The organism is Tenacibaculum aestuariivivum (assembly GCF_964507685.1).
Lineage (GTDB): Bacteria > Bacteroidota > Bacteroidia > Flavobacteriales > Flavobacteriaceae > Polaribacter > Polaribacter aestuariivivum.
Window position 1 is genome coordinate 1,409,533 of record NZ_OZ208414.1, and the last position, 25,380, is coordinate 1,434,912.

22 protein-coding genes are annotated in these 25,380 nt (G+C 28.8%); 7 read left to right on the plus strand and 15 right to left on the minus strand.

Annotated features, from left to right (window positions below; translation table 11 throughout):
- Window positions 1–25: 25 nt before the first annotated feature.
- Entirely contained in the window at window positions 26–355 is a 330-nt protein-coding gene (locus tag ACN5J4_RS06165) for a DUF4286 family protein (RefSeq protein ID WP_418649146.1), read from the minus strand.
- Window positions 356–370: 15 nt separating this feature from the next.
- The gene (locus ACN5J4_RS06170) at window positions 371–2,146 is read right to left on the minus strand and encodes a tetratricopeptide repeat protein (protein WP_418649147.1); all 1,776 of its coding nucleotides are present in this window, start codon (window positions 2,144–2,146) and stop codon (window positions 371–373) included.
- Window positions 2,147–2,426: 280 nt separating this feature from the next.
- Here ACN5J4_RS06170 and ACN5J4_RS06175 point away from each other — a divergent pair, with 280 nt between their 5' ends.
- Window positions 2,427–2,570, plus strand: a complete 144-nt coding sequence (locus ACN5J4_RS06175; RefSeq protein ID WP_418649148.1) for a hypothetical protein — start codon at window positions 2,427–2,429, stop codon at window positions 2,568–2,570.
- A gap of 73 nt (window positions 2,571–2,643) precedes the next feature.
- On the opposite strand, the gene serS is transcribed toward ACN5J4_RS06175, so the two are convergent.
- From serS to ACN5J4_RS06190, 3 genes are all read right to left on the minus strand, one after another.
- Complete coding sequence (gene serS / locus ACN5J4_RS06180) at window positions 2,644–3,918, minus strand: serine--tRNA ligase (RefSeq protein ID WP_418649149.1); 1,275 nt, start codon at window positions 3,916–3,918, stop codon at window positions 2,644–2,646.
- 66 nt (window positions 3,919–3,984) lie between these two features.
- Window positions 3,985–4,212, minus strand: coding sequence for a helix-turn-helix domain-containing protein (locus tag ACN5J4_RS06185; RefSeq protein WP_418649150.1), 228 nt, complete (start codon window positions 4,210–4,212; stop codon window positions 3,985–3,987).
- A 158-nt stretch (window positions 4,213–4,370) separates the two neighbouring features.
- Window positions 4,371–5,312, minus strand: coding sequence for a bifunctional riboflavin kinase/FAD synthetase (locus tag ACN5J4_RS06190; protein ID WP_418649151.1), 942 nt, complete (start codon window positions 5,310–5,312; stop codon window positions 4,371–4,373).
- A 161-nt stretch (window positions 5,313–5,473) separates the two neighbouring features.
- On the opposite strand from ACN5J4_RS06190, the gene ACN5J4_RS06195 reads away from it, so the two are divergent.
- Together ACN5J4_RS06195 and ACN5J4_RS06200 are read left to right on the plus strand one after the other, a co-directional pair.
- Entirely contained in the window at window positions 5,474–8,194 is a 2,721-nt protein-coding gene (locus tag ACN5J4_RS06195) for a TonB-dependent receptor (RefSeq protein ID WP_418649152.1), read from the plus strand.
- Window positions 8,195–8,204: 10 nt separating this feature from the next.
- Complete coding sequence (locus ACN5J4_RS06200; protein WP_418649153.1) at window positions 8,205–9,686, plus strand: SGNH/GDSL hydrolase family protein; 1,482 nt, start codon at window positions 8,205–8,207, stop codon at window positions 9,684–9,686.
- Window positions 9,687–9,738: 52 nt separating this feature from the next.
- Here the strand turns inward: ACN5J4_RS06200 and ACN5J4_RS06205 are convergent, their stop codons facing one another.
- The 6 genes from ACN5J4_RS06205 to ACN5J4_RS06230 all read right to left on the minus strand — a co-directional run bounded on the left by ACN5J4_RS06205 (window position 9,739) and on the right by ACN5J4_RS06230 (window position 14,058).
- Window positions 9,739–9,975, minus strand: a complete 237-nt coding sequence (locus ACN5J4_RS06205) for a hypothetical protein (RefSeq protein WP_418649154.1) — start codon at window positions 9,973–9,975, stop codon at window positions 9,739–9,741.
- Window positions 9,976–10,058: 83 nt separating this feature from the next.
- The gene (locus ACN5J4_RS06210) at window positions 10,059–11,600 is read right to left on the minus strand and encodes a glycine--tRNA ligase (RefSeq protein WP_418649155.1); all 1,542 of its coding nucleotides are present in this window, start codon (window positions 11,598–11,600) and stop codon (window positions 10,059–10,061) included.
- 99 nt (window positions 11,601–11,699) lie between these two features.
- A complete protein-coding gene (locus tag ACN5J4_RS06215; RefSeq protein WP_418649156.1) occupies window positions 11,700–12,599 on the minus strand; it encodes a hypothetical protein in 900 nt (299 codons plus the stop codon).
- A gap of 24 nt (window positions 12,600–12,623) precedes the next feature.
- Window positions 12,624–12,950 carry a hypothetical protein gene (locus tag ACN5J4_RS06220; RefSeq protein WP_418649157.1) on the minus strand — a complete coding sequence of 109 codons (327 nt, stop codon included), beginning with the start codon at window positions 12,948–12,950 and terminating at the stop codon, window positions 12,624–12,626.
- 56 nt (window positions 12,951–13,006) lie between these two features.
- On the minus strand, window positions 13,007–13,453 hold the full coding sequence (locus tag ACN5J4_RS06225) for a hypothetical protein (protein ID WP_418649158.1): 447 nt from the start codon (window positions 13,451–13,453) through the stop codon (window positions 13,007–13,009).
- A 26-nt stretch (window positions 13,454–13,479) separates the two neighbouring features.
- A complete protein-coding gene (locus tag ACN5J4_RS06230) occupies window positions 13,480–14,058 on the minus strand; it encodes a class I SAM-dependent methyltransferase (protein WP_418649159.1) in 579 nt (192 codons plus the stop codon).
- A 54-nt stretch (window positions 14,059–14,112) separates the two neighbouring features.
- Here ACN5J4_RS06230 and ACN5J4_RS06235 point away from each other — a divergent pair, with 54 nt between their 5' ends.
- Both ACN5J4_RS06235 and ACN5J4_RS06240 read left to right on the plus strand, forming a co-directional pair.
- Window positions 14,113–14,805, plus strand: coding sequence for a ComF family protein (locus ACN5J4_RS06235; protein ID WP_418649160.1), 693 nt, complete (start codon window positions 14,113–14,115; stop codon window positions 14,803–14,805).
- A gap of 52 nt (window positions 14,806–14,857) precedes the next feature.
- Window positions 14,858–16,453, plus strand: coding sequence for an Ig-like domain-containing protein (locus ACN5J4_RS06240; protein ID WP_418649161.1), 1,596 nt, complete (start codon window positions 14,858–14,860; stop codon window positions 16,451–16,453).
- A gap of 31 nt (window positions 16,454–16,484) precedes the next feature.
- Here the strand turns inward: ACN5J4_RS06240 and ACN5J4_RS06245 are convergent, their stop codons facing one another.
- Window positions 16,485–16,874 carry a hypothetical protein gene (locus tag ACN5J4_RS06245; RefSeq protein WP_418649162.1) on the minus strand — a complete coding sequence of 130 codons (390 nt, stop codon included), beginning with the start codon at window positions 16,872–16,874 and terminating at the stop codon, window positions 16,485–16,487.
- Between the two features lie 10 nt (window positions 16,875–16,884).
- Complete coding sequence (gene polA / locus ACN5J4_RS06250) at window positions 16,885–19,725, minus strand: DNA polymerase I (RefSeq protein WP_418649163.1); 2,841 nt, start codon at window positions 19,723–19,725, stop codon at window positions 16,885–16,887.
- Between the two features lie 167 nt (window positions 19,726–19,892).
- Here polA and ACN5J4_RS06255 point away from each other — a divergent pair, with 167 nt between their 5' ends.
- Both ACN5J4_RS06255 and ACN5J4_RS06260 read left to right on the plus strand, forming a co-directional pair.
- The gene (locus tag ACN5J4_RS06255) at window positions 19,893–21,116 is read left to right on the plus strand and encodes a metallophosphoesterase (protein WP_418649164.1); all 1,224 of its coding nucleotides are present in this window, start codon (window positions 19,893–19,895) and stop codon (window positions 21,114–21,116) included.
- A 79-nt stretch (window positions 21,117–21,195) separates the two neighbouring features.
- The gene (locus ACN5J4_RS06260) at window positions 21,196–21,489 is read left to right on the plus strand and encodes a thioredoxin family protein (protein ID WP_418649165.1); all 294 of its coding nucleotides are present in this window, start codon (window positions 21,196–21,198) and stop codon (window positions 21,487–21,489) included.
- Here the strand turns inward: ACN5J4_RS06260 and ACN5J4_RS06265 are convergent.
- Entirely contained in the window at window positions 21,486–22,133 is a 648-nt protein-coding gene (locus ACN5J4_RS06265) for a polysaccharide deacetylase family protein (protein ID WP_418649166.1), read from the minus strand. The genes ACN5J4_RS06260 and ACN5J4_RS06265 overlap by 4 nt on opposite strands.
- A 4-nt stretch (window positions 22,134–22,137) precedes the next feature.
- Window positions 22,138–25,260: a protein O-mannosyl-transferase family gene (locus ACN5J4_RS06270; RefSeq protein WP_418649167.1), complete on the minus strand. Its 3,123-nt coding sequence runs from the start codon at window positions 25,258–25,260 to the stop codon at window positions 22,138–22,140.
- Window positions 25,261–25,380 lie beyond the last annotated feature (120 nt).

Consider the following 25,380-nt stretch of genomic DNA (forward strand, 5'->3'; position numbering starts at 1 on the left):
TTTTCAATAAATTAAAGTTATTTTATTAGTTACTAGCTGCTGCTGGAAAAAATTCATTTACCACACGTAATTCGGTACGAAAAGCTAACATTTTATCTGCAAATTTTTTATAACTAGCTTCACGAAGTTCATCAGCATGATGCTTATAATAATTATCTAAATCTTCTCGTGTTTTAGCAGTATATTGTACAGAATATGTTGCACCTCCCATTTCTTCCTCAACCAAAACCTCTGTTAATTTTGCACTTAAAAAATGACCTGTAGCTAAAACTTGTGGAATATGTTTTTTTATCCAAACAACCCATTGTTCGTGTACACTTTCGTCAATATTTATTGTTACATTATATATATACATTGCTAATTTTATTAATTATAAAATATCTCCTCTTAACTGTCTAAACTTCTTACGAGCATCAACTAAATAGATACTAGAAGCGTGGTCAAAAATAATCTTTTGATAGTATTCTTTTGCCTTTTCGGTATTATTTAATTTTATGTAATATAATTCAGCCATTTGATAGTATACATCATCAATATAAATTCCTTTTTTATCTAAAGCTATTATTTTTGTATAATTTAAAATGGCTTGATCATATTTTTGTTGCTTTACTAAAAGTGTTGCTAATTTAAATAAAGCATCATCTTCAATAGGCTGGCCTTTGTATGTTGTTATAACGTTAGTTAATATATTAATAGCCTGATTGTTTTTATTTTGAAAAGCTAATAAAGCTGCCTTTGCATATTCTGTTAACCCTGAAGAAATACTATCTTTTGGTTCATTGTCAGAAATTGTTAAAAATAAATTAGCCGCATCATTAGCTATTAGTTGTGATGCCGATCCTTTTAAAACTTTTAATTGTGCTTTTGCCCATTTAAAATCGTTACTAAAATAAGAGGTTTGCGCTACTTTAAAACGGGCCTCCTGACCTAAAGAATGGTTTTTAAATTTTGTTTGTACTTGTGAAAAGTAAATTAAAGCTTTATTAAATTTACCAGTATACACTAAAACATCTCCTAACTTAAGGGTAATAATTGCTTTTGCAAATTTAGAACTGGCATAAAGTTGGGCTTTTTCTAAAACTTTTAATGCTTTCTCTGGATTATTTTTTTCAAACGTTAAATAATCAGCATAAGTAACTTGTGCTTCAAAGGTGTTTTTATTAATACCATATTGATTAAATATGGCTTGAAATTTTTTATCTATTTCTGATTGGTTGGTGGCAATAGCTATTTTTAAATTATTATTAATAGCGTTAAACTTATGCGTAGGATAGGTTGTTTTTTCAATAACTAAATCGAAACATTCTTTAGCTGTTTCATAAGCATTGTTTTGTAAAGAAATTTGCCCTAGCTCATTAATTTTTTCTAAACTATTAGGGTTTCTAGCTAATAATGCTTTTTGCTGAATGAGTGCTTTATTATATTGTTTTTGTTTTACAAATAACCATGCTAATAAATTATTCCAAATATTTTTGGGGTGGCTAATTGCTTTTCGTAATAGTGCCTTTTTGAATAAAATATTGTTTTCATTTTCAGGATCATCTGTAATATAATTACTGGTAAAACGCTTTACATTGTTTAGGTAATTTTCATTTTTATCGACAAGATTAACATAAGAAGCAAACATTTTAGGAAAATTGCCTTTTTCTCCATGAATTTGAGCTAGTTGAAATCCGTAATTTGCTTTTGGGTTATTAGTCATTGCTTTTTCATAGGCTATAATTGCAAAGTCTAATTTATTATACTCTTTAAAAGTACGCGCAATTACATTTCCATAACGACCTCCTTTATCTAATGATTTTAGGGCTATTTGATAATGTTTATTAGCCAGAACATCATTTTGCTGACGCTCAAAGTTATATCCTTTTATAATGTGTAAATAGGTTAAGGTAGGTTTTTCTACTATTTTTTTTGACAGTAAGTTTTCTGCTATTAAAAATTGGTCGGTTTCTTGATAGCAGGTTACTAATCTATTTAAATAAGTAGTATTATATGGACTTTGGTCGTGTAATTTTTGGTATAACTGAATTGCTTTTTGATAATCATTATTTCTAAAATAATTTTCAGCAACCATAAATTGATTTTGTTGTGAATAACAAAACAGATTGAAAATTAGCAAACTAAATAAAATAACAGCTTTCTTCATCTATCAAAAATACAGAACAAAATGGTTACTTTTGTATGATTAGTACTTCTATTTTAAAATTCTAGTTACTTTTTAACAACTTAATCACTATTTTACTTTTTTTGATAACTGGTTATAAACTGTTTTTTAGGTAATAGCCATAAAATAAATATAGTTAGCCCCGATTGTAGCATTTGTTTGAGCTCCTCGCAGAGAGCGAGTGCGTAAAGCGGGAAATTGCTTCAAATTATTTTTTGGCACGAACTTTGTTTTGCTGATTATAGATTTAAATTATTATAGTATGAAAAAATTTTACACACCATATCAAATAGCAAAACAAAATGCTACTGAATTTATGAAACGAGGTCAAATAACATCATATTTTGAAGCATTGTTAGAAATGAATAAGCAACAAAAATTAATGGCAACTGTACTTGCTAACTAAATATAAAATATTTTAATAAAAACCCCAAGTTTATTAATAAACTTGGGGTTTTTATTTTTATAAGGTGTGGTTATTAATTAATAATGTCAAAACCACAATAAGGCACCAATACATCTGGTATTTTAATTCCGTCTGCTGTTTGATAGTTTTCTAAAATTCCTGCTAAAACTCTTGGTAATGCTAAAGAACTACCATTTAATGTATGTACTAATTGACTTTTCCCTTGGCTATTTTTAAATCGTAATTTTAAACGGTTTGCTTGATATGTTTCAAAATTTGATGCTGAACTAATTTCTAACCAACGTTCTTGCGCGGTTGAATATAATTCAAAATCAAAGGTTAAAGCTGATGTAAAACCTGTATCACCACCACATAAACGTAAAATACGATATGGGAGTTTTAAATCACGTAAAATATCTTTAATATGCTCTACCATACCGCTTAAAGCATGGTAAGAAGTATCAGGGTGTTCTATACGAACTATTTCTACTTTATCAAATTGATGTAAACGATTTAATCCACGCACATGAGCTCCATAACTACCTGCTTCTCTACGAAAACAAGGGGTGTAACCGGTATATTTTATTGGTAAATCTGTTTCTTTTACTAAATCATTTCTATGAATATTAGTTATTGGTACCTCTGCAGTTGGTATTAAGTATAAATCATCTACCGTTGAATGATACATTTGACCTTCTTTATCTGGTAGCTGACCTGTTGCAATACCAGATGCTTCGTTTACTAAATGAGGTACTTGTACTTCTTTATAACCTGCTTGCGTATTTTTATCTAAAAAATAGTTGATTAAAGCACGTTGTAAGCGAGCTCCTTTGCCTTTATAAACAGGAAAACCTGCTCCTGTAATTTTGGTTCCTAACTCAAAATCTATAATATCATACTTTTTTGCTAATTCCCAATGAGGCAAAGCATTTTCTGCTAAATCAGGAATGGTTCCTTCGCTAAAAATATTTTCATTATCTTCTTCACTTTTACCAGCTTTTACAGAAGCGTGAGGAATATTAGGTATTTGATATAATAATTCTTGTAATGAATTAGTAGTAGTATTTAATGCTTCAGTTAATTGCTTTGACTGTTCTTTTAATTGCCCTGTTTTTTCTTTTAACAAGTTAGCTTTTTGAACTTCACCATTTTTAAAAAAACCTCCAATTTCTTTCGATATTGTGTTAGATTCAGCTAATATATTATCTAAAGAAACTTGAGTAGCTCTACGAGTTTCATCAAAACTTAATACTTTATTGATAATTGTTTCAGCATTTGCAAAATTACGCTTTGATAAACCATCTAAAACAACTTGTTTGTTTTCTCTAATAAACTGAACCTGTAACATTTTTTTATTTTTTTAATACTCGCAAATATAACAGAAGCAATACACTTAAACAATGTATTATTGGTATTAAATTTGTTCTAGTTTAGTAAAAAAATCTAAAATTGTTATATTAAAATAATCGCATATTTTTTGAAGTGTAGCTATGGTAACATTTGTTTTTCCTTGTTCAATTCGAGCTAAATGAATACCTGTATCAATATAAAAATCATCCAATGTAACCTGAGACTCTTCACGTAACATTTTAAAACAAAGCGCCATTTTTTTTCGCATTATACCCTCCTTAGACATTTCCATTTTTTTAATACAAAAAAAAAATAAAACATATGAAACCTAAATGACAAATAAGTCATTATAAGATAGTTACACATAAACTACTTTTGTTTTATAGTTACGTCTTAATTTTTTTTGAAAAAAAGTTTATAAATTGGGGGATTAAATTGAACTTTGGGGGATTAAAATTTTGGCGTAACTTTTTTTAAATAATTTAAAGTTATTTCCTTATCCTTTTTTAGTTGAATAACTAAATCATTTACCGAATTAAATTTTTGTTCATCTCTTAAAAAATATAGCAAATCTATCGTTAAATTTTCATTATATAAATTGGCTTTAAAATCAAAAAAATGAACTTCAATAGTTTGATAGTTTCCATTAATAGTTGGTCTATTACCAATATTCATCATTCCAAAAACAGTAATGTTTTTAATAATAGATTTTATAACGTAAACCCCTGTTTTAGGAATTAATTTATAACTTTCTAAAACATTAATATTTGCCGTAGGAAATCCTATTTTAGTTCCTAACCGCCTACCTTTTACAACTTTTCCTGTTATTGAAAAGTAATATCCTAAATAATCGTTAGCAGTTTTTAAATGTCCGATATTAAGTGCTTTTCTGATTTTTGTAGAACTTACCGAAACTTCATCAATATCTTGAGCAGGAATTTCTTCAACAGTAAAATCATATAAATGAGAGTACTCAGTTAGTTGCTCAATATTACCTTCTCTATTTTTACCAAAATGATGGTCGTACCCAATAATTAGTTTTGAAGTATCAAATTGTTTTACCAAAATAGTTTGCACAAAATCTAAGGCAGTAAGCCTTGAAAAGGATTTACTAAAAGGGTGAATAATTAGATAATCTAAGCCTAGTTTTTCAAGATGTTTTGCACGTTCATCTATAGTATTTATTAGCTTTATAGAAACATCTTTTTGCAACACCATTCTGGGGTGTGGAAAAAAAGTTAATAAAACAGATTTTTTATGAGAAGTTTTAGCTTCATCAACCAGTTCTTGAATAATTTTTTGATGACCAATATGAACACCATCAAAAGTACCAATGGTTACTATGGTTTTTTGAGTAGTTTCAAAATCAAAAATAGAGTGAATAATTTTCAATATAAAAAATTTGAGCAAAAATACAATTTGTAAAAGAGGTTAAATAGTGTTTACTCAAAAAAAACTTAATAAAAAGAAGTTGTGAATTATATATTGATAAAATATTTATGAGTAAAAAAATTGTATTTTGCAATTAGAGATAACAAGATATTTATAATATTATGATAAAAAAACTACTAATTATTACATTTGTATTGTTTGGCACTGCAATAATAATTGCTCAAACATCCATATCAGGAACCATAAGTGATGTAACTCTTGGAGGGCCTCTGCCTGGCGCAAATATTAAAGTTTTAAGAAAAGCAGTAGGAACGTCTACCGATTTTGACGGGAATTTTACAATGAAAGTGATAGATCCTCTTCCGTTTACTATAAATATCTCTTCAATAGGCTATCAATCAAAAAATATTGAAATTACTAAAAATAATCAAATTGTTATTGTTAGTTTAACTGAAAATGCAACCTCTTTAGATGAAGTTGTAATTTCAGCATCACGAACTCCAGAGCGTGTTATGGAATCTCCTGTAACAATTGAGCGTTTTGATTCTAGAGCTATTAAAAACACCGCTTCTGCATCATACTATGACGGTTTAGAAAACTTAAAAGGAGTAGATATTAATTCAGGTGGTTTAACTTTTAAAACTGTAAATACTCGTGGTTTTGCAACTTTTGGTAATGAGCGTTTTATTCAATTAGTTGACGGAATGGATAATGCATCACCCGCTTTAAACTTTGCTATTGGAAATTTATTAGGAATATCTGAAGTAGATGTAAAAAGTGTTGAAATTTTACCCGGTGCAGCTTCAGCTTTATATGGAGCAAATGCATTTAATGGTATTATGTTAATGCGTAGTAAAAGTCCTTTCGAAGATCAAGGAATTAGTGTTGGTTTAAAAAGTGGTGTTACAAGTCAAGAAGCCGCAGGAAATAATCCTTATTATGATGCAACTATTAGAATGGCACATGTTTTTGATGATAAATTTGCAGCTAAAGTTAGTTTTTCTTATTTAAAAGGAGAAGAATGGCATGCTACCGATTACAGAAATACAACAGGTATCGGAGGAACTTATATTCCAGGATTTAGAGAAGAAGGTAATAATAATTCTGATCCAAATTATGATGGAGCAAATGTTTATGGTGATGAAGTTTCTGTTAATTTAGGAGGAGCAATAGGTAATGTTAGTAGAACTGGTTATACAGATCAAGAGTTAATGAGTAACGAAGCAAAAAGTGTTAAATTTAATGGTGCTATACATTATCGTCCATTAGGTGATGATAGAGTTGAAATTATTTGGAACTCTAAATATGGCTCAGGGAATACTATTTACCAAGGACAAAACCGTTATAATTTAGCAAATTTCTTTATGGAACAACATAAATTAGAGGTTAAAGGAAAAAATTTCTTTGTAAGAGGGTATTATGCAAGTGAAGATGCAGGAAATTCTTATGATACCCGTTTTGCGGGGATTAATATAAATAATAAATGGAAAACTAATGAAGTTTGGTTTCAACAATATGCAAATGCCTATTTAGGAGCAGTGCCTAATGTTTCAGCTTCAAATCATGCAGTTGCTAGAATTTATGCAGATAAAGGTAGAGCTGTACCAGGAACACCTGAATTTACAAAGTTATTTAATGAAGTAACTTCTGATTCTGATTTATTAGAAGGATCTAAATTTAGAGATAATACAAGTTATTATCATAGTGATGCTAATTTAAACTTACGTGATTATATCGATTGGGCTGAAGTACAAGTAGGAGGTTCTTACAGACAATATAAATTAAATTCTTTCGGAACAATTTATACTGATGCTAACGCGCCAATTAAATATGGTGAATACGGTGCTTATGCACAACTTCAAAAGAAAATGATGGGTGATCGTTTAAAATTTACAGGATCTATACGTTATGATAAATCTGATAATTTTGATGGTAATTTTACACCAAGACTGTCTTTAGCCTATGCTGCAGGAGAAACTAAAAATCATAATTTTAGAGCCTCTTTTCAAACAGGATTTCGTAACCCAACAACACAAGATCAATATATAGGTTTAGAAACAGGTGCAGGATATATTTTAGGTACAGCCTCAGATAATGCTGATCGTTTTTCTAAACAAATAAAAACACCAACACAAACATTTACTTTAACAGGTAATGATGTTTTTACAAGAGGATATTCTGCAAGCTCTATTAGAAATGGAGATCCTACTTTAGTTAAAACAGCATTGGTAAAACCAGAAGAAGTAAAATCTTTTGAAATTGGATATCGTTCAGCACTTCCTGTAGGAGAAAATAAATTAACCGTTGATTTTAGTACATACTATAATATGTACAATAATTTTATTTCTAATAAAGATGTAGTAGTTTTTATTGACCCGACTACGCAAGTAAGTGTTGAAAATTTAACCAGTAGAGATTTAATAAAAACTTTTAGTGTAAAAACAAACTCATCTGTAGATGTAAATTCATACGGAGTTGGTTTAGGGTTAAGTACTAAAATTTTAAAAGGATATAATATTGGTTTAAATTACACATGGTCTAAATTTGATTTTGACCAAGCATCTGATCCTGATTTTGAAGCTGGTTTTAATACTCCAGAACATAAAGTCAAAGCACAATTTGGGCACTCAAATATGTTTAAAAACTTTGGATTTAATGTAAGTGCTCGTTGGCAAACTGAATATTATTGGCAATCTACTTTTTTAGAAGGAATGATTGAAGAAAGAACGGTTTTTGATGCACAAATTAACTACTCAGTGCCTTCAATTAAATCAACATTTAAATTAGGAGGATCTAATTTAACAGGAAAAGAATATTTAAGTGCTCCTGGTGTTGGAGCAATTGGTTCTCAGTATTATTTATCTTGGATAATCAATAACTAAAAAAATAAAAATGAAAAACATATTAAAATATACATTTTTATCTGCATTATTTTTAGGCTTTGCAGCCTGTGATGTAGATAATACGTTACCCGAAATTAAAGGAGATGCTGAAAATAGAATAGCCTTAGAAGCTGGAAGTGTAGATTTCTCTAAATATATAGCTATTGGAGCTTCATTTACTGCTGGATATACGGATGGTGCTTTATTTAAAGTAGGTCAAGAGAATTCTTTTCCTGCTACTCTATCATCTAAATTTGCTATGATTGGTGGAGGTAATTTTACTCAGCCTTTAATGAATGACAATATTGGAGGTATGGTAAGTGGAGGAGTTGTTCAATTGAATCCAAGATTCTATTTTAATGGTTCTGGACCAACACTTTTACAAGAAATACCTACAACTATAATTGGAGTGCCTGCAACAGGTGCTAATTTTAGTAATTTCGGTATTCCCGGAGCTAAAAGTTTTCATTTTATTGCCCCAGATTATGGAAATGTTGCTGGTTTAATGACAGATCCAATGACGGCAAATCCATACTTTGTAAGAATGAATTCAGCTGAATCAACATTAATAGCAGAGGCAGTATCAAAAAAACCAACTTTTTTTACTTTATCAGAATTTGGAGGAAATGATGTGCTAGGATATGCAATATCTGGTGGAGATGGAACAAATCCAATTACGCCACTTGCAACATTTGATTTTGCTTTAGGAAAAGTAGAAGAAGCATTAAAGGCAACTGGAGCAAAAGGAGTTATAGCTAATTTACCATATATTACTTCTTTACCACATTTTACAACAGTACCTTATAATCCAGTTCCTTTAGATGAAGTAACAGCAGATGCTTTAAATCAAGGTTATGCAGCTTACAACGGAGGTATTCAAGGAGCTCTTGCAGCCTTAAAAGCTACAGGGTTATTTACTGAAGAAGAAGTATTAAAAAGAACAATTAACTTTACAGTTGGTCAAGGAAATGCAATGGTAGTTATAGATGAGTCTTTAACTGATTTAGGAGCTATCAATCCTGCTTTTGCAGCTTTACCTAAATATAGACAAGCTACAGCTGATGATTTATTTGTATTACCACTTTCTTCTTTAATACCTCAAGGTTATGGTACTAAAATAGCGTTAGAAGATAAATGGGTATTAACACCGCAAGAGCAAAGCGAAATTAAAACTGCTGTAGATACATTTAATATAAAATTAAAAGCAGTGGCCGATGAAAACGGGTATGCTTTAGTTGATTTTAATGGTATTTTACAAAAAGCAACTACTGCTGGTTTAGAATTTGATAATTATTACATGACTACAAGTTTAGTAACAGGTGGTTTAGTTAGTTTAGATGGAATTCATTTAACAAGTAGAGGTTATGCATTAATGGCAAATGAAATGTTAAAATCGATTGATGAAACTTACGGTTCTAACTTTTCAAAAGCTATGAATGGTTTAGCTAAGGCAGATGATTATCCTACAAATTATTCTCCTACTTTAAAATAAGTAAAAACTACTTTCACAATAAAAAAGGCTTCATAAAAAATGAAGCTTTTTTTTATTCCTTACTATTATCAATCCACTCTTTTATTTTGTTATCATTAATAATGTATTTTTTATACTTGTTATCCCTATATCTATAATAAATAAATATAGGCATTAATATAAATGCCATGTATAAAACACCAAATCCCATTACAATTTTTGCATTAGGATGTTCAGTATTTAAAAAATAAGCTCCCATAAGCATCCATAGTAAAAAAATGATAAATAATATTTTTAGTGCTGTTTTCATTATTTTAATTTTAATAATACAAAAGTAAAAAATCCTACCATGTTAATAATGATAGGATTTTATTTTATTGATAAGAATATTGTTTACACTTTTTGCAACCAATTTTTTACATCTACTTCTTGTTTAATAATATCTTTTAATTCAGAAATTTGAACACGTTTTTGTTCCATAGTATCTCTATGTCGAATTGTAACCGTATTATCATTTAACGTATCATGATCTACAGTAATACAAAACGGTGTACCATTTGCATCTTGTCTGCGGTAACGACGCCCTACAGCATCTTTTTCATCATAAGCTACGTTAAAGTCCCATTTTAAATCTTCCATTATTTCACGAGCAACTTCAGGTAAACCATCTTTTTTAACTAGTGGTAAAATAGCCGCTTTTACTGGTGCTAAAATCGCAGGTAATTTTAATACAGTTCTCGTAGTTCCGTTTTCTAATTCTTCCTCTTGTAAAGAGTTTGAAAATACGGCTAAAAACATTCTATCTAAACCAATAGAGGTTTCAACTACGTATGGGGTATAACTTTTATTTTCTTCGTGGTCGAAATATTGTAATTTCTTACCTGAATGTTCTTCATGTGCTTTTAAATCAAAATCGGTACGAGAATGTATACCTTCTAATTCTTTAAATCCGAAAGGAAATTTAAATTCAATATCAGCAGCAGCATCAGCATAATGAGCTAATTTTTCATGGTCATGAAAACGATAATTATCAGCCCCCATACCTAATGATAAGTGCCAGTTTAAACGAGTTTCTTTCCATTTATTATACCATTCTTTTTGAGTTCCAGGTTTTACAAAAAATTGCATTTCCATTTGTTCAAACTCACGCATTCTAAAAATAAACTGACGTGCAACAATTTCATTACGAAAAGCTTTACCTGTTTGAGCAATTCCAAAAGGAATTTTCATGCGTCCTGTTTTTTGTACGTTTAAAAAGTTTACAAAAATACCTTGCGCAGTTTCTGGTCGTAAATACAAATCCATTGCAGATTCAGCAGAAGCTCCTAACTTAGTACCAAACATTAAGTTAAATTGTTTAACTTCTGTCCAGTTTTTAGACCCTGTTAATGGGTCAGCTATTTCTAATTCTTCAATTAACAACTTTACATCATCTAAATCTTCTTTTTCTAAAGAAGCTCCTAATCGAGTTAAAATGGTATTAATTTTTTCTTGATAACCTAAAACACGTCCATTTGTAGCAACAAATTCTTCTTTGTTAAACGCTTCACCAAAACGCTTTTCAGCTTTTTTAACTTCTTTTTCAATTTTAGTTTCAATTTTAGCACAATAATCTTCTACTAAAACATCTGCTCTATATCGTTTTTTTGAATCTTTATTATCAATTAAAGGATCATTGAAGGCGTCAACATGACCTGAAGCTTTCCAGGTAGTTGGGTGCATCAAAATTGAAGCATCAATACCAACAATATTTTCGTGCATTTGTACCATTGCCTTCCACCAATAATCTCTAATATTTTTCTTTAACTCTACTCCATTCTGAGCATAGTCATATACCGCACTTAATCCGTCATAAATTTCAGAAGATTGAAATACATAACCATATTCTTTTGCGTGCGATAATACTTTTTTAAAGTGATCTTCTTGTTTTGCCATATTGCAAAAATAAAATAAGGATTTAAACTAATACTATTCTAAAAGAAAAAAAGATAATAATTAGTTTAATTATTATCTTTTTTTCTTTTTATTTATTTTCTATCTTAAATTTAAAATTGTCGATGCGGAGTAAATACCATCAACAAAAGTACTTACGGTATAATTACCTTTATTAATATCATCTCGATTTACTAATATTATAGAAACTAAGCTTAACTTATCATTATTATAATTTACTTCTATTGAATCTGTATATTGAATTACACCTCCATTTTTTAAGTTAGTAACTCCTTTTGATGCAATAACTTTTTTATTTTCATCTGCAATTTGAATATACACATGTTTTTCACCTGAATTTGCAACAATATTTTTTAATAAATCAAAATTTACTTTAAAAGCATCTGTTCTATTAGATCGTGAAGTTGAAGTTAATTTTCCACTACTGCGTTCTTTCATTGCAATAACTTTAACAGTACTTGTTTTTACAACTGCTACATCAGCTATTTTTGTTTCTAATGTTTTTTGTTTCTCTTTTAATACTTTATTTTGTTTAAACAAAGTAGTATTAATGGTTTCTTTTTGGTTTAAAATTTTATTGGCAATTATATTTTCTTGAGCTAACATATTATTAGCACTACTAAGCGAATCTACTTTAATAAATAAATACCGGTTTTCACGCTCTAAACTTGTAATTTTACTTCTATATTTACTTAATAAGCTATAATTTTTTATTTGTAATGTTTTTATAGAATCACGAAGGTTGTTCATTTTAACCAGTTCTATTTGTAATCTTTTTGATAATCTTTTTTTTCGAACAACCACGTCAGTATAATCCTTAATCATTTCATCTAACTCTTTTTCTAAATCTGCTTTTTCATCTTTAAAAATTTTTTGCAAATCATTGTACTGACTTGATTTTTGAAATGAATACAGTGTTAAAAACAAGGTTATTATTAAAAGTAACACAATTAAAATACTCTTTTTTTTCTGGGGAGTCATAATACATAGGGGTTATTAATTATTCTACTTTAATTCTACATTTTTTTTCTGGATAAAAACATCATCAATAAAAATATTTACATGATATGAACCTTTGTGTATATTATTACGATTCACATTGATAAATGAAACAACAGCTAACTGGTTGTTTTCATATTTAACAGTTACTGTATCATTAAAATTAATCTCTTCTTTAGAATTAACAATACTATCTCTAACTACCTCAATATAAACATTTTTAAAACCTCCAGTAATAAATTTATTTTCCAACAAAACAAACTCTATTTTAAAAGCGTCTGTTTTACTTGACCTTGATGTAGAAGTATACTTTCCGTTTCTTCTTTTTTTCATCGCTTCTACAGTTATTGAAGATGCTTCTATAAGCTGAGTAATAGCTATTCGTTCTTTTAACTGAATGTTTTGTTTCTCTTTTTTTCTAAAATTTTGTAAACTTCCTTGTTCTGAAAAAGTAATTTATTGTTTTTCAGTTTTAAAGAGTCAATTTGTTTAAAAAGAATTTTATTTTGTTCTGTTAAACTTGAAATACGCTTTCTATAAAAACGAAATAACTTATAATCACTCGTTTTTAAGTTATTAATAGTATCCTTCAACTTTATTATATGGTGAAGTTTTTCTCTTAAAATTAAATAAATAGCATCTTTATCATAAAGAGCATCTTCATAATTTTTAATAACATTATTTAACTCTAATTCTAATTCTTTTTTTTCTAATTTAAACGCATGTTTTAATTCAGAGTACTCTAAGTAGTTTTGATAAGACAGTAAACCAATTGTAATTATCAGCAAAAGTAAAAATGCAATAAAACCACTATTATTTATTTTTTTAGCAATCATTTTAGGTTTGTAAGAAGTAAACTTAATCAATTAGCCCGTAATGTACTATTTTTTATGCAGTTGTAAATAAATGCAGGAGGAAAATTAAATAATTCAAAACTTAATTTTATATTATTACCAAACACCTCTTTTAATTTTTTATGATATGTTAAACTATACTGGTACTGTATAAACAATCCTTTATCATTTAATATTTGATAACATTCTAATAAAATTTTATGAGAAATTTTATTAGGAATAATAGTTAAAGGTAAGCTAGATATTATATGATTAACTTCAGTGAATCCTAGTTTTTCAATTTCTACTGCCATATTTTCAGCAGAAGCTTTTAAAACAATTAACTGAGGATGCTTTATTTTTTTTAATTCTTTATAAAAAGCATTATTTATTTCAAAACAAATTAAAACTGAATTTGACCCAATTTTTTCTAAAATACTATGTGTTATAGCACCATTTCCTGGCCCTAACTCTATAATTACTTTTGCTTTAGAAAAATCAATATCTTTTAGCATTTTATTTGCTAAATATTTAGAACTAGGAACAACGGTACCAGAAGTCTTATAATTTCTTACAGCTTCTTTAAAAAAATTAAACTTTTCACTCAAAATAATAATATATTACGTTTTTTGTATATTCCTACTAAAATATCGCTTGTAAAGATGCACTATTTCAAAGAAATATTCTACTTATTTTATCCAAATTTATGTATTAACTGTGCTTCTACATTATTAAAAAGTGAATCATACTTGTGTATTATTTGCACTAACAAACTACCTATTATTGCTAATAACAACTACATTAACAACAACTTACTACTTCCTTTTTATGGTAAAGTTTTAATAAAAAACGTACGCGCTTTTATGTATTATCAAAAACATGGAGTTTCTCAAAAAATTATTCAGCAATTAAAATACAAAAACCAACCTCAAATAGGATTTTTTATAGGTAATTGGTTTGGTGAAAACTTAAAAAAATCGGGCGTATTTAATAACGTTGATTATATTGTTCCGGTGCCTTTACATTCATCAAAATTAAAAGAAAGAGGCTATAATCAGCTTACTAAATTTGGTCAAACTTTGAGTTCTATATTGTTAATTGAATATAAACCAGATATTTTAATTAGATTATCTACCCTCAAGTCTCAAACGATTAAACATCGTTTTGAACGATTTTCAGATAGCAAAACTACTTTTACATTAACAGATGTTGAGATATTTAAAAACAAACATATTCTATTAATTGATGATGTTATAACTACTGGAGCAACAATAGTAGCCTGTAGTGAAGCATTACTGAATATTGAAAACTGTACAATAAGCGTAGCTACTATGGCATATACTAAAAAACACTAATTTTTTCAACCTTATTTTACTACTTTTGATATTGTAATCAAACCATCTATTTGTGAAAAACAAATTATTATTTTTAGTTTTTTTAGTATCTATAATTAGTATTAGTTGTGCTCGAAAAGGAAGACCGGAAGGTGGCCCAAAAGATGAACAGGCACCTATTATGATGACTGCTAAACCACCTTATAAAACAATTGGTTTTGATAAAAAAAATATTAAAATTGAATTTAATGAATATATTGTTTTAAAAAATTTAACAAAGCAATTAGTTGTTTCTCCTCCTTTAAAATACCCTCCTGTAATAACACCTCAAGGAACTCCGAGTAAATATATTAATATCGAAATTTTAGACACTTTAAAATCAAATACAACGTATACTTTTAATTTTGGCAATGCAGTACAAGATAATAATGAAAACAATAAATTAGAACGCTTTAAATATGTTTTTTCTACTGGCACCTATATAGATTCTTTAAAACTAAAAGGTACAGTAACTACAGCATTTACTAAAGATAAATTAAAAAACATTAATGTTTTATTATATAAATTAGATAGCACTTACAATGATTCTATTGTTTACAAACAAAAACCAAATTATGTTACAAGCACTTTAGATTCTACTAATTTTGAATTTAGCAATTTGCAAGAAGGTAAATATTTATTACTTGCCTTAAAAGAAACTTCAAGTAATTATATTTTTAATAGTAAAACTGAGGAAATAGGTTTTTATAAAGACACCATTTCATTACCTACAGACACATTAATTTCAAACCCAATTAGTATTTTTAAAGAAGAACAACCTTATAAATTTAAAAGAGGAAAAGAAGTCACCAAAGGTAAAATTGAATTTGGCTATGAAGGGAAAAAAAAGGATATGAAAATCAAACTACTCTCTAAAGTTCCTCAGTTGTTTAAATCATTTTATGAATTTGAAAAAGATAAAGACACGCTTAATTACTGGTTTACACCAATAGCACAAGATTCTTTAAATTTTAAAATAACCAACAAAAATTACTCTGATACCATTACTGTTAATCTAAATAAAAACAAATTAGACTCTTTATTTGTTTCATCAAATATAACAAGAGTTTTACCCTTAAATGATACCTTATTTTTAAAAACCAATAACCCAATTATTACCATTGATAAAACAAAATTTTCTTTAACACATAAAGACTCTTTAAGTATTAATTTTAATGTAAAAAAACAAGGTATAAATAAGATAGCGGTGTTATTTGAAAAAACCCCTAAAACTAATTATAAACTAGATGTTTTACCCAAAGCTATTATTGATTTGTATGAAACCACTAACGATACTTTAAGTTACAACTTTCAAACCCGTACTATTGAAGATTATGGAAGTATTGTTTTGGAGGTAAAAAAAGAAACAACACACCCAGTAATTATTCAACTTTTAGAAAATAACCAGGTAATAAAAACGCAATATATTTCATCCTCTAAAAAAGTATCCTTTACCTTATTAGAACCAAAAGAATATACCGTTAGAGCAATTATTGATAAAAACAATAACCATATTTGGGATACAGGTAACTACCTATTAAAAAAACAACCTGAACAGGTTATTTTTTTAGATAACATTTTTAAATTAAGAGCCAACTGGATTCAAAATGAAATATTCATTATTAAATAACATCAATACTTATTACCACTAAATAAATATATTATTCAGTATAAGCAGTTGCTGTTGGGCAAAATAATAAATCTGTAGGGTTATCAATATCATATAAATACTGATAACTTCTAGTATCTTTATAACAATAAGGTTCTATTAATTTTAGCATATTAAAAAAACCTTCTAAAGTAAGTACGCAAAAAAAAGTTTGGCTATCTTTTGTCAATATTCCTTCATCAGATTTAAATAAACCAAAAATTAAATTACAATTTCTAGGCTCAATAAAATCTACTTCAGATAAATCTAACTTCTGTTTTTTTTCAATAACTATTTCTTTTATCAATTCTCGAAACTTAATTGCTTCAGTTTTATTAAAATTGTATAAACGCACTACATTTTCATCAAATCCGTTGATGTTTTCTATATAATCTAATTCCATTTTTTAATACTTAATGTGCTTCTAACCAATTTTGCCCAATACCTATTTCAACATCTAATGGAACTGTCATTTTAAAAGCATTTTCCATTTCTTGTTTAATAATTGGTTTAATAATTTCTAATTCATCTTTATGCGCATCAAAAACCAATTCATCATGTACCTGTAATAACATTTTCGACTGAAAATTTTCTTTTTCAAATCGATTAAAAATATTAATCATTGCTAACTTTATAATATCTGCAGCACTTCCTTGTATTGGTGCATTTACCGCATTTCTTTCTGCAGCACCACGAACAATTGCATTTTGAGAATTAATATTTTTTAAATACCTACGCCTGTCTAAAACCGTTTTCACATAACCATTTTCACGAGCAAAACTTACCTGATCATCCATATAATTACGTAATTTTGGGTAGGTTTCATAATAGGTATCAATTAAAATTTTAGCCTCTTTACGCGACAAATCGGTTTGATTACTCAAACCAAAGGCAGAAACACCATATATAATACCAAAATTTACTGTTTTTGCATTGCTACGTTGCTCACGGGTAACCTCATTTAAAGGCACATTAAACACCTTTGATGCCGTAGAAGCATGAATATCTTCTCCATTTTTAAATGCTTCAATCATAGTTTCTTCTTCACTTAGTGCTGCAATAATTCGCAATTCTATTTGAGAGTAATCAGCAGCTAATAATACATAATTTTCATTACGAGGAATAAATGCTTTTCTAACCTCCTGACCTCGTGTTGTACGAATAGGTATGTTTTGTAAATTAGGATTATTAGAACTCAACCTTCCTGTAGCTGCTACAGCTTGCGCATAAGCTGTATGAACACGGCCTGTTTTTATATTTACCTCATTTGGCAACGCATCAACATAAGTACTTTGTAATTTTTTATACTGACGATACTCTTGAATATCTCTAATAATTTGATGTTCTTTTGCTAAATAAGAAAGTACATCTTCAGCAGTTGAGTATTGACCTGTTTTTGTTTTTTTAGGTTTTTCTACCAATTTCATATTTTCAAATAGTACAATACCTAATTGTTTTGGAGACGCAATATTAAACTCTTCACCTGCTTGCTTATAAATACTTTTTTCTAAACGTTCAATATCATTGGTTAAATGAATAGAAAGTTCATTTAAAAATGGTACGTTTAAGTTTATCCCTTCAATTTCCATAGCGCTTAAAACTGCTACTAATGGTGTTTCAATAGTATTAAATAGCGTGGTAACATTTCCACTTTCTAACTCTTTATTAAAATGCTCTTTTAACTGCAAGGTTATATCGGAATCTTCAACAGCATATTCGGTTTGTTTGACTAATTCAACAGTTCGCATTGAAAGTTGATTTTTACCTTTTTTACCAATCAACTCGGTAATAGGAACAGGCTGATAATTTAAATAGGTTTCAGCTAAAATATCCATTCCATGGCGCATATCTGGATTTATCAAATAATGTGCTATCATGGTATCAAACAATTTTCCTTTTACTGGCATGTTATAATTTGACAAAACTTTAATATCATATTTTAAATTATGCCCTATTTTTTCAATGGTAACTGCTTCAAAAAACTCACGAAACTCTTGTAAAATAGCGGTAGCTTCTTCTTGATTTTCAGGAAAGGAAACATAATATCCTTTTCCTATTTCCCAAGAAAAAGCAATTCCAATTAACTCAACTTCTAACGCTTTTAACCCTGTAGTTTCGGTATCAAAACAAACGGCTGTTTGTTGCATTAATTTATTAAGTAATATTTTTCTTGATAAAGGAGAATCTACATGCTGATAAAAATGATTAGTGTTATTAATAGTTTTAAAACCCGAAACACTTTCTGCTTCACTAATAGTTCCTGTACCTGGAGTAGCAAACAAGTCAAACTGATCGGTAAGTACTTTACCTGAAGAAAGCTTTCCTTTTGTTGTTTTTTTCGTTTCTTTTTTTACCTCTGATGTAGTTTGGTCAATATCAAATGTTTTTAGGAGGTTATCAATTAGGCGACGAAACTCTAAAGTTGCAAAAATTTCTTTAGTAGCTTCAATATTTGGTTGACACATTTCAAAATCTTCCTCATTAAATTCAACAGGAACGTCAAGCATTATTGTTGCTAATTCTTTTGACAAAATCCCTAGTTTAGCATTTGCTTCTACCTTCTCTTTCATTTTACCTTTTAAATCTGCTGTATTTGCTAACAAATTTTCCATAGAGCCATATTGGGCTAAAAACTTTTTAGCTGTTTTTTCGCCAACACCAGGTAAACCAGGAATATTATCAACCGAATCTCCCATCATTCCTAAAAAATCAATAACTTGCTCAGGATGTTCTACACCAAATTTTTCTTGTACCTCTGGCACTCCCCAAGTTTCATAACCACCACCAAAACGGGGTCTGTACATAAAAATATTTTCAGAAACTAATTGAGCAAAATCTTTATCAGGCGTTACCATAAAGGTTTGGTAACCTTCCTTTTCTGCTTTTTTAGCTAAAGTTCCAATAATATCATCTGCTTCATATCCCTCTTTTATAATAGATGGAATATTCATAGCTTTTAAAATTTCCTCTATATATGGAATAGCTATTTTTATTGCCTCTGGTGTTTCTTGCCTATTTGCTTTATATTCAGGAAAAGCATCTACTCTTGCAACAGAACCTCCACGATCAAAACAAACTGCTAAATGATCTGGACGTTCACGCTTTATAACATCTAATAACGAGTTAGTAAACCCCATAATGGCAGAAACATCCATACCTTTAGAGTTAATTCGTGGATTTTTTATAAATGCGTAATATCCTCTAAAAATTAAAGCGAAAGCGTCGAGTAAGAAAAGTCTTTTTTGGTTTGCCATTATTATTTATTAAGCCTATTTAAATATATTAATTGCTCTATTTTTTAAAAAATAACCTGCAAAATATAATTTTTAATTTGAGTGTAAAGCTACGAAACTTTAACAAGACGTTAAAAATTGATTTTAATAATCAACCTATATTTGTAACCACTTAAAAAAACAAACCTATGCCTCGTTGGTTGCTAACAATCATTATTATCGGATTGGTTATTATTATATTTGAAACATATGCTTTTCAAGCAATAATAACAATTACTAAAAACAAGTTTGTTCGTTATGGCTGGTTGTTTATTAGCTTTTTAGCCTATACTCACTTTTTTTACGTGCTTATTTCTTCGGATAAAAGTTCAGGGCAAACATTACAGTTTCAACTAGCTTTAGGCATGCTCGTAGTAGTACTATTACCTAAATTACTAATACTATTAGTTTTACTAGGTGAAGATATTTTTAGATGGATTCAAAAAGGAATATCGTATCTTTCATATAACGATACTAAGCCTTTAGCAGGTAGAAGAACCTTTGTTGCTAAAATAGCTTTAGGCATTGCTGCTATTCCTTTAACAGGTTTATTATATGGAATTGTTAAAGGTAAATACAATTATAAGGTTATAAAATATCAATTATCATTTAAAGATTTACCAGATGCTTTTGATGGTTTTACAATTACTCAAGTTACCGATATTCATTCAGGTAGTTTTACTGATAAAAAAGAAATATCGTATGGTGTTGATTTAATAAACGAACAAAAATCGGATATGATTTTATTTACAGGTGATCTTGTAAATAATTTTGCCTATGAAATGGACAATTGGATTGATGTATTTAAGCAACTAAAAGCTCCTGTTGGTAAATATTCAATTCTAGGAAATCATGATTATGGTGATTATTCTAAATGGAAAGACCCTGAAGATAAAATAGCAAATTTTAAAGCAATAAAAAATTTACATCCTAAAATAGGTTTTGATTTATTATTAAACGAAAACAGATACATTGAAAAAGATGGACAAAAAATAGCTTTGGTTGGGGTAGAAAATTGGGGAAGAGGGTTTAATAAAGCTGGTGATTTAAAAAAAGCATCCGAAGGAATTAATAAAAATGATTTTAAAATACTAATGAGCCACGACCCTAGCCACTGGGAAAGCAAAATTAAAAAAGATGATTTTAATTATCAACTAACATTAAGTGGCCATACACACGGTTTACAATTTGGAATTGAAATACCTGGCTGGATTAAATGGAGCCCTTCACAATATGTATACAAACAATGGGCTGGGTTATATCAAGAATACGGTAGGTATATTAATGTTAATAGAGGGTTTGGCTATCATGCATTTCCAGGAAGAGTTGGTATTTGGCCTGAAATCACTGTAATAGAATTAAAAAAAGCATAATAGTTAGTTTTTAACCTAAAAACTATTATTTAATTAAAAAAAATAGTAACTTTCAACAACTTTTTGAAAAAAATAACATATGGCAAAATTTGGAGAAATTATAAGCATTGATAAACCTGTATTAATTGATTTTTATGCTGATTTAAATGATTTAGAAATTAATCTAGAAACACTTCGTGATGTTGCTGCCGCTCTAGGAGATAAAGCTAAAGTAATTAAAATTGATATAAACAAAAATGAAATTCTGGCCAATGCTTTACGTGTTAAAGCAAACCCTACTTTTATAATTTATAAAGACGGGCAAATGAAATGGCGACAAACAGGCTTACTAGATGCAAACACATTAATAGGCTTGGTACAACAATATTTTTAAGCTATTTTTTTAAAAACATACCCTTTTTTACTAAATTCTTCTAAAAACCTAGGTAGCGTATAATATAATTTACCACTAGCTTTTATGCTATCGTGAAAAACTACAATACTGCCATTTTTCACATTATTAATTACATTATGTAAGCATTTCTCTTTTGTTATTGATTTATCAAAATCAGCAGAAAGCACAGTCCACATAATAATTTTATAACCTCTTTTTAAAAGTTGTTTTGCTTGACTACGTTTTAATTTTCCGTACGGAGGACGAAATAATTTTGATTCACAAACTACTTTATATTTAAAATCTACCATACTACTTTCACAAAGTAAGGTATTCTCTACATATGCTGCTGTACTAGTTTTCCAACCATTTAAGTGATTATTTGTATGATTTCCTATCGAATGACCTTCTTTTAGTATTCTACAGAAAATATCTGGATTTTTTTTGATATTATCTCCAATACAAAAAAAAGTAGCTTTGGCATTATATTTTTTTAATTCATCTAATACAAATTCAGTAACTACAGGCACTGGTCCATCATCAAAAGTTAAATAAATTTCTTTTTTATCAACAATAAAACTCCAGGTATATTTACAAAATATTTTTCTAAATATACCTGGAGTTTTTATAAAATACCAATTCACTAAATTAAGGTTTAACAGTATCTACCCCTTGTTCTTGTGGCAATGGAATTTCTTCATCTGCCATTAAATGCTTAAATAAACGAGCATGATTTATATATTCTTGAAAAGCTTTTTCTCCATACTCCATATTATCATCATATTTTGTAATTTGCTGAATTACATTTTGATACATATATAAATTAGTCTCTAAATTATCTAAAATCAAATCAACATCACTATTTTTAAAAGTGCTATAATATTTTAATTTTTGTTGAAAAATATCAATTAAAGTTTCAACGGTTTCATGTGCTTTTTCGATGTCACCCATGCGATAATATAATTCAGGATATCCTAAAGAAATACTGTAGTGTTCAAATTGTTTAATCGGTAATTTGTATAACGATAAATCCAATACATCTTTGGCATTCACAGAATCTCCTTCTTTTAAATATTCTTCAGATAAACGCATTAAATTATTTCTGATAGAAATAGCGTTACGTTTACTTTGTTCATCTAAATAAATTTTACCGTTATTGATGGTTTTCCAATTCCATTTTTTAACATTATCGTACATTTTTTTAGTATCGATACGCCCCATATCAAACATTGATTTTCCTTTGTTTGATGTTTTAATGGGTACAAATTTGTATGACATTCCGTCTAATTGTAAATAATCTTTTAACCAAATATATTCTTCATCTGCATTTGCACCTCCTGTGAAATAAATAGGACGTTTCCATTCGAAATTATTTAAAATATCGAGCATCAAAATACGGTTTTTGGTTAAGCCTTGCTCATCAACAGTAATATCAATATAATCTAAAATTTTATCGGCATCTTTTTGAGCAACCAATCCTGTTTTTAAAACATTGGCTTTATTTACAGGAATTCGAATATGATTAGTCGGATAAAATTTTTCTCTAACATCATTTTCTTCATCAATATAATAGGTTTGATCATTACTGCTTTCAATCCATCGCATAAAATTTTTAATAGACATGATAGAATCTTTAAACCTAGGGTGTGGTATATGATACGCTATATCTAACGTTCCATATTTATATTGATCGTGAGTTAATTGCGATGGAATAGGATCAGCCTCATAGGTTTTCTTTTTCATTTGGTCGATATACCAATCGGTTTGAAAAAGACTTGTATTTACAATTTTAATATCTCTACGAACACCTTCTACTTGTTGCATGTACCAAAGCGGAAAAGTATCATTATCACCAATAGTAAAAATAATTGCATTAGGGTCGCAACTTTCTAAATACGTTTGTGCGTTTAATTGAGCTACGAAACGGTCGCCTCTATCGTGGTCATCCCAATTTTGAACCCCCATTAATACAGGAACAGCCAATAATGAAACTGCCGAAACTCCAATGGCAACGGTTCTTTTATTGGCATAATTTTTTAAATAATCATACAAAGCAAAAACACCAAAACCTATCCAAATAGCAAACACATAAAACGAACCTACTACGGCATAATCACGTTCACGAGGTTCAAAAGGCTTCGGATTTGTATAAAATATAATTGCAAAACCAGTAAAAGCAAAGAATAGGGCAAGGGTATATAAATTATTTTTATCTTTTTTAGATTGATAAATTAATCCGATTAATCCTAAAATTAAAGGCAAGAAAAAATATTTATTACGTCCTTTATTATTTTTGATGTCATCAGGTAAGTTTTGTTGAGAGCCTAAACGGATTTCATCAATAAAATCAATACCACTTAACCAGTTTCCATTTTCAATATCTAAATGACCTTGGGCATCGTTTTGTCTTCCAACAAAATTCCACATAAAATAACGCCCATACATGTATCCAAATTGATAATCAATCATGAATTTTATGTTCTCAATAAAAGTTGGTCGCCTTTTACTACGTGCAGGAATTCCTGCAATTTGTTTATAGTGTTGCTCTGAAGCAGGGTTTACCATTCTTGGAATAAATCCTTTGTGTTTACTCGAATAATTAGGTAAAACATTCTTGTACTTATTTACTATAACATATTTACCGTTTTTCTTTTCATACTTAGGTTTATCATCTTTAAACGGCTTTGTTGCATCTTGTGTTCTATCATGTGCTACTGAATAATAATTATCATAAAACACATTAGCATCACCATATTGTTCACGGTTATAATAGGCTAGTAATTCACGAGCACTTGATGGATTATTTTCGTTAATAACAGTATCAGCATTTGCACGAATTGGTAGCATTAACCAAGACGAAAAACCAATCATAATAAATAATATAGACAATACTAATGTGTTTGCCATTACTAAGTTTTTTCTGCGCGTATAACTTAATCCGAAGTAAAATAATCCGATTAAAACAATACCAGCAATAATAGTACCTGTGTTATATGGCAAGCCTATTTCGTTGATAAAAAATAATTCTGAAACACTAAAGAATTTAAGTGTAAACGGAAATAGGAATTTAAAAACAAAAGCTAAAACAAATATGGAAATTAAAGTAGCAACGGCCGTTGTTTTTACCGTGATATTTTTATAGGTTTTAAAGAAATATAATAATACAATTGATGGAATAACTAAAAGCGATAAAATATGAACTCCAAATGATAATCCAACCACAAAACTAATAATAACAAGCCATTTGTGTCCTCTTGGAGTATTTATTTCGTCTTCCCATCGTAGTCCTAACCAAAATAATAACGCCATTAAAAATGACGACATTGCATATACTTCACCTTCTACGGCACTAAACCAAAAACTATCAGAAAAAGTATAAGCTAATGCACCAACTAATCCACTACCTAAAACAGCAATAGCTTCATTTTTACTGAACTTACTATTTTTGATAGCCATTTTTTTAGCCAAATTGGTAATAGTCCAAAACATAAATAAAATAGTAAAAGCACTGGCTAAACCCGACATAAAGTTTACCATTTTAGCCCATTGGCTAGGATCATTACTAAACATAGCAAAAAATGCGCCTAGCATTTGAAATAATGGCGCTCCTGGCGGATGCCCAACTTCTAAATTTACGGCTGTAGAAATATACTCACCACAATCCCACGAACTAACGGTTGGCTCTAGTGTTAAGGTGTAAGTAATTAGCGCCACTGCAAATGAAAACCACCCTAAAATTGTGTTCCATTTTTTATAGTTAAATTCGTTCATAATATTTTATATAGTAAAGTACGAAAATATAAATAACTGTTGATTTTTCATTGAAAACAAAAATATAATTTTAAGCAACTTAACCACTAACACCTTTTTATAAAATAATGTTAAATGAAA